This is a genomic window from Gordonia araii NBRC 100433 (genome assembly GCF_000241265.1).
GTDB classification, from domain to species: Bacteria; Actinomycetota; Actinomycetes; order Mycobacteriales; family Mycobacteriaceae; genus Gordonia; species Gordonia araii.
Genome location: NZ_BAEE01000046.1, coordinates 24,018 through 37,767, shown reverse-complemented (window position 1 = coordinate 37,767; position 13,750 = coordinate 24,018). Strand labels below are relative to the sequence as shown.

12 protein-coding genes are annotated in these 13,750 nt (G+C 69.6%); 2 read left to right on the top strand and 10 right to left on the bottom strand.

The window, feature by feature from the left end; all coding sequences use genetic code 11:
* Window positions 1-251: 251 nt before the first annotated feature.
* Window positions 252-1,292, bottom strand: coding sequence for a class II fructose-bisphosphate aldolase (gene fbaA / locus GOARA_RS08035; RefSeq protein ID WP_007321840.1), 1,041 nt, complete (start codon window positions 1,290-1,292; stop codon window positions 252-254).
* 200 nt (window positions 1,293-1,492) lie between these two features.
* Here fbaA and GOARA_RS08030 point away from each other — a divergent pair, with 200 nt between their 5' ends.
* Complete coding sequence (locus GOARA_RS08030; RefSeq protein WP_050947206.1) at window positions 1,493-2,167, top strand: VTT domain-containing protein; 675 nt, start codon at window positions 1,493-1,495, stop codon at window positions 2,165-2,167.
* Window positions 2,168-2,242: 75 nt separating this feature from the next.
* On the opposite strand, the gene GOARA_RS08025 is transcribed toward GOARA_RS08030, so the two are convergent.
* From GOARA_RS08025 to GOARA_RS08015, 3 genes are read right to left on the bottom strand one after another with little or no spacing between them, the layout of a single operon-like run.
* Complete coding sequence (locus GOARA_RS08025; RefSeq protein WP_040522267.1) at window positions 2,243-2,932, bottom strand: TrmH family RNA methyltransferase; 690 nt, start codon at window positions 2,930-2,932, stop codon at window positions 2,243-2,245.
* A 19-nt stretch (window positions 2,933-2,951) separates the two neighbouring features.
* Complete coding sequence (pyrE, locus tag GOARA_RS08020) at window positions 2,952-3,488, bottom strand: orotate phosphoribosyltransferase (protein ID WP_007321837.1); 537 nt, start codon at window positions 3,486-3,488, stop codon at window positions 2,952-2,954.
* A complete protein-coding gene (locus tag GOARA_RS08015; protein ID WP_007321836.1) occupies window positions 3,485-4,462 on the bottom strand; it encodes a TtfA family protein in 978 nt (325 codons plus the stop codon). Before GOARA_RS08015 ends, pyrE begins: the two co-directional genes overlap by 4 nt.
* A 73-nt stretch (window positions 4,463-4,535) precedes the next feature.
* On the opposite strand from GOARA_RS08015, the gene GOARA_RS08010 reads away from it, so the two are divergent.
* Complete coding sequence (locus tag GOARA_RS08010) at window positions 4,536-5,729, top strand: M20 family metallopeptidase (RefSeq protein ID WP_007321835.1); 1,194 nt, start codon at window positions 4,536-4,538, stop codon at window positions 5,727-5,729.
* A gap of 9 nt (window positions 5,730-5,738) precedes the next feature.
* Here GOARA_RS08010 and GOARA_RS08005 read toward each other — a convergent pair whose 3' ends face one another.
* Genes GOARA_RS08005 through GOARA_RS19330 form a run of 6 tightly spaced genes read right to left on the bottom strand, consistent with a single transcriptional unit; the run spans window position 5,739 to window position 13,570 of the window.
* Window positions 5,739-6,455: a response regulator gene (locus tag GOARA_RS08005; protein WP_007321834.1), complete on the bottom strand. Its 717-nt coding sequence runs from the start codon at window positions 6,453-6,455 to the stop codon at window positions 5,739-5,741.
* The gene (locus GOARA_RS08000) at window positions 6,448-8,970 is read right to left on the bottom strand and encodes a sensor histidine kinase (RefSeq protein WP_007321833.1); all 2,523 of its coding nucleotides are present in this window, start codon (window positions 8,968-8,970) and stop codon (window positions 6,448-6,450) included. Before GOARA_RS08000 ends, GOARA_RS08005 begins: the two co-directional genes overlap by 8 nt.
* Before the next feature lie 28 nt (window positions 8,971-8,998).
* Complete coding sequence (locus GOARA_RS07995) at window positions 8,999-9,631, bottom strand: potassium-transporting ATPase subunit C (protein WP_007321832.1); 633 nt, start codon at window positions 9,629-9,631, stop codon at window positions 8,999-9,001.
* Between the two features lie 26 nt (window positions 9,632-9,657).
* Entirely contained in the window at window positions 9,658-11,751 is a 2,094-nt protein-coding gene (gene kdpB, locus GOARA_RS07990; RefSeq protein ID WP_007321831.1) for a potassium-transporting ATPase subunit KdpB, read from the bottom strand.
* Window positions 11,748-13,469 carry a potassium-transporting ATPase subunit KdpA gene (gene kdpA / locus GOARA_RS07985; protein ID WP_007321830.1) on the bottom strand — a complete coding sequence of 574 codons (1,722 nt, stop codon included), beginning with the start codon at window positions 13,467-13,469 and terminating at the stop codon, window positions 11,748-11,750. Before kdpA ends, kdpB begins: the two co-directional genes overlap by 4 nt.
* Window positions 13,470-13,471: 2 nt before the next feature.
* Complete coding sequence (locus GOARA_RS19330) at window positions 13,472-13,570, bottom strand: potassium-transporting ATPase subunit F (RefSeq protein WP_083834818.1); 99 nt, start codon at window positions 13,568-13,570, stop codon at window positions 13,472-13,474.
* Between the last annotated feature and the right edge of the window lie 180 nt (window positions 13,571-13,750).

The following is a 13,750-nucleotide window of genomic DNA, read 5'->3' as shown; positions in this document are numbered from 1 at the left end:
GGTGAACATCAACGGTGTCCGCGCGGCCAAGGTCGTCAGCGACGATCAGGCCGTCGTGGAGGTCGACTCGTTCCGAACCGCGACGCCGCACGAGATCGTGCCGTCATCGATCAACCTGATGAAGGTCGACGGCGAGTGGAAGGTCTGCAGCCCAGAGTAGTCACCCGGCTGCGCCATCCGAGCCACAACCAAGACGAGAACACCCCGCCTGCAACAGGCGGGGTGTTCTCGTATCGGCCGGTACGGCCCGATCAGCCGTTCGCGCTGATCGACTTGCCCGCGGACTTGAGGTCGTTGCACGCTTCGACGACCCGCTCGGCCATCGAGGTCTCCGCCTTCTTGAGGTAGCTGCGCGGATCGTAGGTCTTCTTGTTCCCGACCTCGCCGTCGACCTTCAGCACGCCGTCGTAGTTGGTGAACATGTGCGCCGCGATCGGCCGGGTGAACGCGTACTGCGTGTCGGTGTCGACGTTCATCTTCACCACGCCATAGCTCAGCGCCTCCTCGATCTCGCTCTTGAGCGAGCCGGATCCGCCGTGGAAGACGAAATCGAAGGGCTTGCTGCCGGCGTCGAGGCCGAGCTTGGCGATCGCGGCCTGCTGACCGTCGTTGAGGACGGAGGGCTTGAGCTTGACGTTGCCCGGCTTGTACACGCCGTGGACGTTGCCGAAGGTCGCCGCGAGCAGGTACTTGCCCTTCTCCCCGACGCCCAGCGCGTCGACCGTCTTCTCGAAGTCCTCGACCGAGGTGTACAGCTTCTCGTTGATCTCGTTCTCGACGCCGTCTTCCTCGCCGCCCACGACACCGATCTCGACCTCGAGGATGATGTTGGCCGCCTTGGTGGCCGCCAGCAGTTCCTGGGCGATTTCCAGGTTCTCGTCGATCGGGATGGCCGAGCCGTCCCACATGTGCGACTGGAACAGCGGATTCTGCCCGGCCTCCACGCGCTCGCGGGAGATCTCGATCAGCGGCCGGACGAAGCCGTCTAGCTTGTCCTTCGGACAGTGGTCGGTGTGCAGCGCGATGGTCACGTCGTACTTCTCGGCGACGACGTGCGCGAACTCGGCCAACGCGACCGACCCGGTGACCATGTCCTTGACCGCGAGTCCGGAGCCGAACTCGGCGCCGCCGGTGGAGAACTGGATGATGCCGTCGGAACCGGCGTCGGCGAATCCTTTGATCGCGGCGTTGATCGTCTCCGACGACGTGCAGTTGATGGCTGGGAAGGCGTACCCGCCGTCCTTGGCCTTCTGCAGCATCTCGGCGTACTTCTGCGGAGTGGCGATGGGCATGGAACGGTCCTCCAACCGATGATCGGGCACCCGCGCGGCGCGGGTCTCTTCAAGTCAGCTACCAGTATGGCAAGTCGCCCCGAGCCGTTCGCCGCCCCCCGCGAATCGGACACCCTCAGCGGGTTCTCAGCCCCGCGCCGGTACCCTGATGGCCTGTGAACTACTTGGCCCTTACGCAGACCACCACCAACGTCGCGTTGATGCCCGATTTTTTGGATCCGATCCACCTGATCAACTCGTTCGGCACGTGGGCGCTGATCGGCTTGCTCGTCGTGATCTTCGTCGAATCCGGCGTGCTGTTCCCCGTGCTCCCCGGCGACTCGCTGCTGTTCGTCGCGGGCATGCTCTCCACCGCCAGCGCTGCCGCCGCCGCGGACAAGGGCGCGGCGAGCGCCAACTTCGAGCTGTGGCAGCTGGTCCTGCTCGTGCCGATCGCGGGACTGCTCGGTGGATTCGTCGGATACGGCATCGGCCGGTTCCTCGGGACATCCATGTTCAAACCGGACGCCCGCTTCCTCAAGCAGAAGTACCTCGACGAGGCGCACACCTTCTTCGAGCAGCGCGGCCCCTTCGCCATCGTGATCGCCCGCTTCGTCCCGATCGTGCGCACCATCGCCCCGATCGTCGCCGGCGCGGCTCGCATGCGCTTTCCGGCCTTCGCACTTTTCAACATCTTGGGTGCCATCATCTGGGGCTCGGGCCTGATCCTTCTCGGCGCGTGGCTGGGCCGCTTCGACATCATCCAGAAGCTCCTGGAGCCGATCTTCATCGTCATCGTCCTGTTGTCGATCTCGCCGATGTTCATCGAGTGGTACCGCCGCCGCCGCGCGGGCAAGGCCGCGGCCGCGGAACTCGACGACGCAGCAGCGTCGTAGCGCCTTCCTCCCGACGGAATTCGCACATCCCGACGCGATCGCGTCGGGATGTGCGAATCGGTGCGGGAGGAACGATCACCACGCGTCGTCGAGATCGGCGTGCTGACTGATCCAGGCGTGCATCGCTATGCCGGCGGCGACTCCCGCGTTGATCGACCTCGTGGAACCGAACTGGGCGATCGAGACGGTCAGATCTGCCTGCGTCTGAGCATCGTCGCTGACCCCCGGGCCTTCCTGGCCGAACAGGAGGACGCAGTCGCGCGGCAGGGAGGCCCGCTCCAGCCGCTGGGCGCCGGGCGTGTTGTCCACGGCCACGACCGCCAGCCCGCGCTCGCGCGCCCAGGCGATCAGATCGGCGACCGACTCGTGGTGTTCGAGATGCTGGTAGCGGTCGGTGACCATGGCGCCGCGCCGATTCCACCGTCGTCGGCCGACGATGTGCACCGCTGCCGCGGCGAACGCGTTGGCCGTGCGCACCACGGTTCCGATGTTCGCGTCGTGATTGAAGTTCTCGATGGCCACGTGGAACGGGTGCCGCCGCCGGTCGATGTCGGCGACGATCGCTTCGCGGCGCCAATACCGGTACGAGTCGACCACATTGCGGGTATCGCCCTGCACCAGCAGCTCCGGATCGTAGCGCGGGTCGTCGGGAAGCTCTCCCGGCCACGGCCCGACCCCGACGGACGCGGCGCCGCGCGACTGCCACTCGGTCGGGCCCGGTCCGCCCTCGGCGGACTCGGGATCATCGGACGGCGGGGCCGGCACGGTGGACTCGCGACGGCGCTCAGGCAAGGCCGAGGTCGGCCAGTCCGAGCAGCGATCGATAGGGGACCCCGAGCGCACCGATGACCTCGTCGGCTCCGGTGGCCCGGTCGACGACGGTCGCGACGCCGACAACGGTCGCCCCGGCCTCCCGTGCCGCGTTCACCGCCTCGCTCGGCGACGCCCCGGTGGTCGAGGTGTCCTCGACGACCAGCACGCGGCGGCCGGCGATGTCCGGACCTTCGATCCGCCGCTGCATCCCGTGGGTCTTGGCGGTCTTGCGCACGACGAAGGCGTCGATCGGGCGACCCGGGGCGTGCATGATCGACGTCGCAACCGGGTCGGCCCCCAGGGTCAGCCCCCCGACGGATTCATAGTCCCAGTCGGCGGTCAGCTCGCGCATGAGCGCCCCGATGAGGGGGCCGGCCTCATGGTGCAGGGTGGCCCGTCGCAGGTCGACGTAGTAGTCGGCTTCTTTGCCCGACGACAACGTCACCCGGCCGTGGACGACGGCCAGCTTGCTCACGAGCGCGGCCAGGCGCTCCCGATCCCCGCTCACCGGTCGTCGCCGGGGCGAAGCGGCGATCGGTTCGGCCGCAGGCGCTGCTGCCCGGGCGGAACCCCGCCCGGCTGCGGAGTGCGCGGCCCGGCGTTGGGCCCGGGCGGTCGCTGCCCGGGCTGGGGCGGCTGCTCGTCCTCGGCGAACGGGGCCCACGCGCCGCCGAGGGACGGTGCCGGGTCCGGACCGGGCGGACGGGTCGGGACCGGAGTCACGACCGTCTGCGCGTCGGCATTGTCGGCCGCCTCGCGCTCGACGGCTTCCCGGCGACGCTTGTCCCGCATGTTCTCGGTCTTCTCGTCGGCGAGTTCGGCGTTGGTCGGGCCGTGCGGGTCGCGCGGGTCGGGGGCATCCTGGGGGTCCACCGACGGCGGCAAGACGCGGAGCAGGTCGGCGAAGCGGCGAACGACGTCGAGCGCTGCGTCGAGGCGCTTCTGATCGTTCGTCAGCGGCATCGAGCCGAGCACCCATTTGCCCTCGGTCCACAGCACCTCAATGTAGGCCGGTGCGGCGTTGGCCAGCGCGATCATCCGGCGATCGCACACCCGCCGCGCGACTTCGAGGTTGTTGGAGAACATCACGCGCGGGCCCATCGCGCCCAGCAGCTCGACGTCGGTTTCGGCGGGTGCCAGGACGTCTTCGTGGCGCAGGTCGAGAATGACCTGCGACGACGCCTGCCGCCGCACGGCGACGATCGTCCCGGTCTCGGTGAGATCGAAGACCACCGCCTCGGCACCGTCGTAATCACCGAACGCGACGTCGCGCACCTCGACGTGGTCGGGAACATCCATCGCCGCGCGGCGGAAGACGCGGCGCAGCTTCGTGTCGGACTCGCGGTAGGTGAAGTCGTGCGTCTCGCCCCACACCTCGCGGTGGCGCCTGGTCACCGACGAGCGCTGGTGGTCGAGCCACAGCAAAACCCCGGCGCCGGCCAGGGCGATCACTGCGATGAGGAAGTACACGGTGCTGGTCATCGCCTGCCACCTTACTATCGGTGGGGATGTGACCCGCATCGTTGACGAATGACCCAGTGAGGAGAGCAGCGGCATGACGACCTCGCTGACGGTCGACGAGGAGTCATTGCTGGGAGCCCTCTCGGCCGGCCCGATCGTCGATCTGGCATCGGCGTTGATCGCGGAGCGCAGCGAGAATCCCGGGGGAACCGAGGCATCGACGGCTGCGGCGCTCGCCGATGCCTGCCGACTGACCGGCCTCGAGGTGACGGTGACCGAGGTCGCCCCCGGGCGTCCCAACGTCGTCGCGACGCTGCCCGGCGCCCCCTCCCCGACGGCGCCGACGCTGATGTTTCTCGGTCATTCCGACGTGGTGCCGGCCGGCTCCGGCTGGTCCGGCGATCCATTCGGCGCCCGGGTATCCGGCGGTCGGCTGATCGGGCGCGGCGCCACCGATATGAAGGGCGGGCTCGCCGCGATCGTGGCCGCCATGGGCGCCCTGGCCGGAACTGAACTTCGAGGACAGGTCGAGTTCGTCTGCACCGTCGACGAAGAGGCGGGCGGGCTCGGCGCCCGTTCGTATGTCGCCGACCGCGACAGCGCCTCCGGCGTCCTCGGCTGCATCGTCGCCGAACCGACCGACCTGCGGGCCGTGCGCGCCGGACGCGGCACCGCCAATCTGGACATCACCGTCACCGGCAAGGCGGCGCACGCCGGGCGACCAGGCGACGGATGCAGCGCGATCACCGTCGCCGGGCAGGTGCTCACGGCGATCGCCGACGACGGGCGGCGCCTGACCGAGCATCCGCACCCCGAACTCGGCCCGGCGACGTGGAACGTCGGCACCATCGCGGGCGGGCAGGGCATCAACGTGGTCGCGGCCGATTGCCGGCTCGGCGTCGACCGCCGGTTGCTGCCCGACGAGCAGATCGACGTCGTCGCCGACGATCTGCGCGCCCGGTTCGCCGCCCTCGGGCTGCCCGACGAGGCGTCCGTGACGGTGACCGTCGATTCGGAGACCCCGGCGTTCGCCACCCCGCTCGACCATCCGCTGACCACCGGGGTCGTGTCCGCGCTGGGATCGCTCGGACTCGATTCCGTCCCGCGCGTGTGGAGTGCCGCCTGCGACGCCGGGTTCCTGCACCGCGACCTCGGCATCGAGTCGATCGTCCTCGGTCCCGGTGACATCAACTCCCAGGCCCACCAGGTCGACGAGTCGGTCGCCGTGGACGACCTGCTGACGGCGGCGAAGCTCTACGCCCTCATCGCACACCGCTTGCTCCGCTGAGGACGCTCGCTATGCGTCGGGCGCGTCGGCGACGAAGCGGTACCCCATACCGGATTCGGTGACGAGCATGCGCGGGCGCGACGGATCGACCTCGAGCTTTCGTCGCAGGGTGGCGAGGTAGACCCGCAGATAGTTGGTCTGCTCCACGTAGCTCGGACCCCACACCGCGCTGAGGATCTCCCGTTGCGAGACCAGATTGCCCTGGTTGCGGACCAGCAGGTCCAAGATCCCCCACTCGGTGGGCGTCAAACGGATCGCCTCGCCATCCCTGGTGACCCGCTTGCCCGCGAGATCGATCTGGACCGCACCCACCCGGACGACCGGGTCGTCCAGCGTCGGCGCCGCTGCCGCGCCACGACGAATCGCGGCCCGCAGCCGGGCGACGAGTTCCTCCATCCCGAACGGTTTGGTCACGTAGTCGTCGGCCCCGGCATCGAGCGCGGACACCTTGTCCGACGAATCGGTGCGCGACGAGAGGACGATCACCGGCACATTCGTCCACCCGCGCAGACCGGCGAGGACCTCCAGGCCGCCGATATCGGGCAGACCGAGGTCGAGCACGACGACGTCGGGAATCGACTTCGCGACGGCCGCGAGAGCCGCGGTTCCGGTCGCAGCGGTCACCACCTCGAATCCGCGGGCCTTCAGATTGATCCGCAACGCGCGCAGCAACTGCGGCTCGTCGTCGACGACGAGCACCCGTCCCCGGTCGACCGCGCTAGCCATCGCCGGTCTCCGGCGTCGAGCCGTCGCGCGTCAACGGCAGGTCGACGACCATGGTCGTTCCGCCGCCCGGCGTATCCCCGGCCGTCAGCCGCCCGCCCATCGCGGCGACGAAGCCGTGGGCGACGGACAGACCCAGACCCACCCCGGAGCCGGCGCGGCCGTGGTCGCCGTACTGCTGGAACGGCCGGAAAGCGCGCTCGCGCTCCTCGGGCGGAATCCCCGCACCGTGGTCCACCACGCGCACCAGACAACGCTCCTCCCCCGCGTCCGACACGTCGACGGCCGTCTCGACCTCGACCGTGCCGCTGCCGTGCAGGAGCGCGTTGTCGATGAGGTTGGCCAGCGCCCGCTCCAGCAGACCCGCGTCGGCGTACGCCCAGGAGCAGCCCACGCGGACCTCCGCGGAACGGTTACCGGAAGCGAGCACCCGATGGATCACCTCCGGCAGATAGATGCGGTTCACCACGGGAGAAACGACACCGGCGGCGAGTCTCGAGGAATCGAGCAGATTGCCCACCAGTGCCGTCAGCTGGTCCAGCGACTCCTCGATCGTGGCCAGCAGTTCGGCCGTGTCCTCGTCGTCGAGCGTCCAGTTCGGGCTGCGCAGGCTGGACACCGCTGCCTTGGCCGCGGCGAGCGGCGTCCGCAGGTCGTGGCTGACCGCGGCGAGCAGGGCGCGCCGGAGTTCGTCGGTCCGCGCGATCTCGTCCGCCTCGGCCGCCTGCCCGGCCAGCCGGTCCCGTTCGACCGCTGCCGCGACCTGGTCGGCGACGGCGGAGAGCACGCGGCGATCGCGCACGTCGACCTCCGGGCCGCGCAGCAGCAACGCGTACTGGCCGCCCGACGCCTCGCACACCGTGGACGCGGCATCGGCCGTGACGGGCGGATCCGGTCCCACGAACGCCCGCACATCGGTCTCCCGGTCGCCGCGCCGAATGAGCGCGACCGCGTCCTGCTGATAGGTCTCCTGCACGCGCCCCAGCAGATCGGGCACCGCCGCGTCGTTGAGCACGGCGCTGGAGAACACCGAGACCAGTTCGGCATCACGACTCGCCTGCCTCGCCTCCCGGCGGCGCCTATTCGCCGAATCCACCAGCGCGGCAACGGCTATCGCGGTGATCAGCATGACCGCGATGGTGATGATGCTGTCCGGCTCGCTGATCGTGAAGGTGCGTCGCGGGTGGGCGAACAGGAAGTTGAGCAACAGGCCCGACACCAGTGCCGAGAGCACCGCGGCCCCGACACCGCCGAGCAGGGCGACGGCGAGGATCCCGATGGTGAACACCGCGGACTCGCTGGCCAGTCCGAGATGCTGGTCGAGCGGGACCAGGACGGCCCCGACGAACACCGGAATTACGACGGCCAAGACCCAGGTCAACGGGCGGTGGAAGCGGGTCGCCCGGATGTCGAGCGGGTTGCGCCGTGCCGACGCCTGATCGTGGGTGACCATGTGCACGTCGATCTTGCCGCTGTCGCGGACGACCGCCGCGCCCACACCTTCGTCGAACAGCCTGCGCCAACGCGGCCGGCGCGACGTTCCCAGGACCAACTGCGTCGCATTGACGCCGCGGGCGTACTCGAGGAGGGTTTCGGGCACGTCGTCTCCGACGATCGTGCTGATCGACGCGCCGAATCCGGCCGCGAGCGACCGCAGTGCCTCCATGTCGACGGCGGTGTTGACGAGCCCGTCGCCGCGCACGACACGGACGACCAAGAGTTCGGCGCTCGACCGCGATGCGATGCGGCGGGCCCGGCGGATCAACGCCGCCGATTCCAGGCCGCCGGTGATGGCGACGACCACCCGCTCACGCGCCTCCCAGGTGTCGGTAATGGCGTTGGCGGCGCGGTAGTCGGCCAGCTTCTCGTCGACGCGGTCGGCGAGCCAGAGCAGGGCGAGCTCGCGAAGTGCGGTGAGGTTCCCCTGGCGGAAGAAGTTGGCCAGCGCCCCCTCCGCGCGTTCCGGGCCGTACACCTTTCCGTCGGCCAGCCTGCGGCGCAGTGCCTGCGGCTCGATGTCGACCAGCTCGATCTGGTCGGCGCGACGCACCGCGTCATCCGGAACGGTCTCGCGCTGGATCACGCCGGTGATCCCGGCGACGACGTCGTTCAGGCTCTCCAGGTGCTGGATGTTCACCGTCGAGAGGACATCGATGCCGGCGTCGAGGATGTCGTCGATGTCATTCCAGCGCTTGGGATGCCGCGATCCGGGCGCGTTGCTGTGCGCGAGCTCGTCGACCAGCACGACCCTCGGCTTGCGCGCCAGCACCGCGTCGAGATCCATCTCCTCCAGCACCGTTCCCCGATACTCGACGCGTCGGCGCGGCACGACTTCGAGGCCCTCCGCCATCGCGGCGGTGGCGGCGCGTCCGTGTGTCTCGACGAACCCGATCACGACGTCGACGCCGTCGGCCCGCAGGTGCTGGGCGCGATCGAGCATCTCGAAGGTCTTGCCGACGCCCGGCGCACACCCCAGGAACACCTCGAGTTGTCCCCTCGCCGCGGCGGCCGAGTTCATAACCGAATCCTAGACACCCGACCGGCGGCTACCGCCGCGGCTGATCTCCGGCGTGCCGGCATGTACCGACCGTGTGACCGAGGGCGAGGTTGACCCGCAGCACGTTGACGCGGGGCTCGCCGAGGAAACCCCACTGCCTGCCCTGCGTGTGTCGGGCGATGACTTCGCGGACCCGCGCCTGACTGGACCCGGTCGCGCGGGCGATGCGCGGCACCTGGATCGCGGCATATTCCGGCGAGATGTGCGGATCCAGGCCCGACGCCGATCCGGTCACGGCATCGGCGGGTACCTGTGCGGGCGGCACGCCCTCCCGCGCCGCGATGTGCGCGCGGCGGGCCGCGATCAAGCGGTGCAACTCGGGGTTGTTGGGGCCGAGGTTCGACGCAGCCGAGGCACTGGGATCGCCCGATGCGAGCGGATCGTCGCCGGTCCCGGCGACCCGTGAGTGCAGATACGGGTCGGGAGCCCCGGGCGGCACCTTCAGATCCACTCCGACGAGTTCGGAGCCGGCGGGGCAACCGCGCGCATCGGTGAGCACCGATCCTTCGGCCTTCGACGCGCCGAGGCGGGAGATCCCCCACGTGACGGTCGGGTACGCCAGTCCGAGCAGCACCGTCGCGGCGGCGAGCACGACGGCGCCGACCACAAGCTGGCGCAACATTCCGGCCAGGAGCTTCTTCACAAGTCTCACCCCATTCCGGGTAGCAGGCGGACGACGAGGTCGATCAGCGCGATGCCGGCGAACGGCGTGATCACACCGCCGAGCCCGTAGATCAACAGATTGCGGCCGAGCAGCCGGGAAGCGGAGTCGGCCCGGTACTTCACGCCGCGCAGCGACAGCGGGATCAGCGCGACGATGATCAGCGCGTTGAACACGACGGCCGAGACGATCGCCGACTGGGCCGAGTGCAGCGGCATGATGTTCAGCGACTCCAGCTGCGGGTAGGTCGCGATGAACAGGGCGGGCAGGATCGCGAAGTACTTCGCGAGGTCGTTCGCCAGCGAGAAGGTCGTCAGCGCGCCGCGGGTGATCAGCAACTGTTTGCCGATCGCGACCACCTCGATGAGCTTCGTCGGATCGGAGTCGAGGTCGACCATGTTCCCGGCCTCTTTGGCCGCCGCGGTCCCGGTGTTCATCGCGACGCCCACGTCGGCCTGGGCGAGGGCGGGAGCGTCGTTCGTCCCGTCGCCGGTCATGGCGACCAGTCGCCCGTCGGCCTGTTCGTGCCGGATCAGGGCGAGCTTGTCTTCCGGCGTCGCCTCGGCGATGAAGTCGTCAACGCCCGCCTCGTCGGCGATCGCCCGCGCTGTGAGTGGGTTGTCGCCGGTCACCATCACGGTCCGGATGCCCATCGCCCGCAGCTGGGCGAAGCGGTCCCGCATGCCCTGCTTGACGACGTCGGACAGTTCGACGACGCCGAGGACGCGTGCCGGCCCGTCATGCTCCGTCGCGACGACCAACGGTGTCCCGCCGTTGCGGGCGATCTCGTCGACCGTCGTCCTGACGTCGGCGGCCACGGACCCGCCGGTCGACTCCACCCAGCCGGTGACCGCGTCGGCCGCGCCTTTGCGAAGGCGATGGCGCCCGGTCGCGTCGTCGAGATCCATCCCGCTCATCCGGGTGTTGGCGGTGAACGCGACCACTTCGAACCGCGGATCGCTGCCGCTGCGCGCCAACGCGAGTTCCGGTTCCGGCAGCGGCGCCACGCCGAATTCGCCGACGCACAGGTCGATGATGCTGCGTCCCTCCGGAGTATCGTCGCCGAGGCTGCACCGGTAAACCGCCGACGCGAGGTCGTCGCGGGTGACCCCGGGGGCCGCGTGCAGTGCGGTGGCCCGACGGTTGCCGTAGGTGATCGTGCCGGTCTTGTCCATCAGCAGGGTGTCGACGTCGCCGGCGGCCTCGACGGCCCGACCGCTCATCGCGAGCACGTTGCGCTGCACCAGCCGGTCCATCCCCGCGATGCCGATCGACGACAGGAGCGCGCCGATGGTGGTCGGGATCAGGCAGACGAGCAGCGCGATCAGCTTGACCGGGTCGGGCACGTCGCCGATGTAGTGCTGGAACGCGCCGGTGGATAGCACCACCATGAGGAAGATCAGGGTGAGCGCGGTGAGCAGGATGTTCAGCGCGATCTCGTTCGGCGTCTTCTTCCGCGACGATCCCTCCACCAGGGCGATCATGCGGTCGACGAACGTCTGGCCCGGCTCGGTCGTGATCCGCACGACGATCCGGTCCGACAGCACCACGGTGCCGCCCGTTACCGCGCTGCGGTCGCCGCCGGATTCGCGCACCACCGGGGCCGACTCGCCGGTGATCGCGGATTCGTCGACGGTGGCGATCCCCTCGACGATCTCGCCGTCGCCCGCGATGACTTCGCCCGCCTCGACGACGATCAGGTCGCCGACGGCCAATTGGGCGCCGGGCACCTCGGTAATCCGATCGTCATCGTCGAGGCGGCGCGCGATCGTGTCCCGCTTCACCTTTCGCAAGCTGTCCGCCTGGGCGCGGCCGCGGCCTTCGGCGACGGCCTCGGCCAGATTGGCGAACAGCACGGTGAACCACAGCCAGGCGACGACGGCCCACGCGAACATCGACGGGCGCCAGACGGCGAGAGCGGCGCAGATGACGGCGCCGACGTAGACGACGAACATCACCGGGTTGCGGGCCTGATCCTTCGGATTCAGCTTGGCCAGAGCTTGCGGGACCGCGTCGACCAGCTGGCGGGCGTCGAATGCGCCACGCCCGACGATCGCGTCGTGCTCGGGATGGGGACTCATAGCAGGGCCTCCGCGATCGGTCCCAGCGCCATCGCCGGGAGGAAGGTCAGGCCGGCGACCAGTACGACCGTGCCGACGAGCAGGACGCCGAACAGCACGCCGTGGGTGGGGAGCAGTCCGCTGTCGGGCACGGCGGCCGACAGCCGGGCGGCGTCGGGGGTCGCGTCGGGCGCGGCATCGGCGGACACCGCCGCCCTGGGAATCTGCTCGGCGAGGAGACCGGCGAGGGCGAGGACGAGCAGTATCGGGAGGAGCCGGCCGAAGAACATCGCGAGGCCCAGGGAGATCTGGAACCAGTCGGTGGTGACGGTGAACCCGCCGAAGGCGCTGCCGTTGTTGTTCGCCGCCGAGGCATATGCGTAAAGGACCTCGGTGAACCCGTGGGCGGCACCGGCGCTGCCGTGCGGCCCGGAGTTCAGCAGGAAGTCGGGCGTGGACCGGCCGACCAGTGTGATCGCGGCGCCGCTCAGAACGATCGCCGGCATCGTCAGGAGGTAGAGCGCGACCAGGGTCATTTCACGCCGGCCGACCTTCTTCCCCCCGAACTCCGGGGTGCGCCCGACCATGAGACCGCCGACGAACACGGTCGTGATCGCCAGGACGAGGATTCCGTACAGGCCCGAACCGACTCCGCCGGGGGCGATCTCGCCCAGCAGCATGTTCCACAGCAGCACCCCGCCCGACCCCGGGGCCAGACTGTCATGCGCGGCGTTCACCGCTCCCGTCGACGTGCCCGTCGTCGACACCCCGAACAGGATGCTGCCGGGCACGCCGAACCGCGTCTCGATGCCCTCCAGCCCGGACTGGCGCGTCTGCAGGTACCAGGCGAGTGCGAGCATCCCCGACCAGAGCGCGGCCATGACGGCGAGCAGGGTGAGACCTTGGCGCCGGTCGCCGACGAGAGTTCCGTAGGTGCGGGTGAGGCACACCGGGATCACCAGGATCGCGAGCACCTGGACCACATTGGTGAGCGGGGTCGGGTTGGCGAACGGGTGCGCCGAGTTCGCCGCCAGCGTTCCACCGCCGTTGGTCCCGAGCAGTTTGATCGCCTCTTGCGACGCGAACGGCCCGACCGGGCTGCGGGCGTGCCGGCCGTCGAGCAGCGTGTAGTCGACCCCGGTCCGCCACGACTGAACGGCGCCCGCGGCGAGGAAGACGACGGCGACGATCAACGCGATCGGCAGCAGGATGCGCACCGTGCCGCGGACCAGGTCGACCCAGAAGTTCCCCAGATCGCCGGTGCCTGCACGGCTGGCGATCCCGCGGACGAGCGCGATCGCCACGGCCATGCCGACCGCCGCGGACACGAAGTTCTGCACGGCGAGCCCGAGCATCTGCACGAGATTGCTCATGACGAGTTCCGGTGAATACGACTGCCAGTTGGTGTTCGTCACGAAGGAGATCGCCGTGTTGAACGCCATGGCCGGCGAGACGCCGGGCTTTCCATCCGCCCAGGGAAGAAGCCCCTGGAACCGCTGTAGGGCGTACACGACGAGGATCGAGACGGCCGAGAAGCTCAGCACGCTGATCGCATAGGCGCGCCAGCTCTGCCCGGCACCCGAGTCGACGCGCGCCGCTCGGTAGACGAGTCGTTCCACGGCGAGGTCGCGCGTGCCGCGGTACACCGACGCCATGTAGTCGCCGAGGGGGATGTACAAGGCGGCCAGGGCCACCACGATCACCGCGACCTGCAGCAGCCCGCTTGCCGTGTCGGACACGCTCAGAACCTCTCGGGGTCGACGAGAGCGAGCAGCAGGTAGCCGGCGACAGCGGCCGCGACGACGAGCAGCGCGACGATCACCACGCCGTCGCCACTCATCGCCGGGCCGATCGGTCGAGCGCGTGGACCGCCCACGCGCACAGCAGCACCGCGCCAACGACGATGCCCACCATCACCAGATCCGCCATCAGGCCTCCGCTCGTCTCCGCACGCACTCGGTGCGCTACGTCGACGATCGGCCCGGCGGTCAGGCGACGGCCAGCGCCTTAACGCGATTCA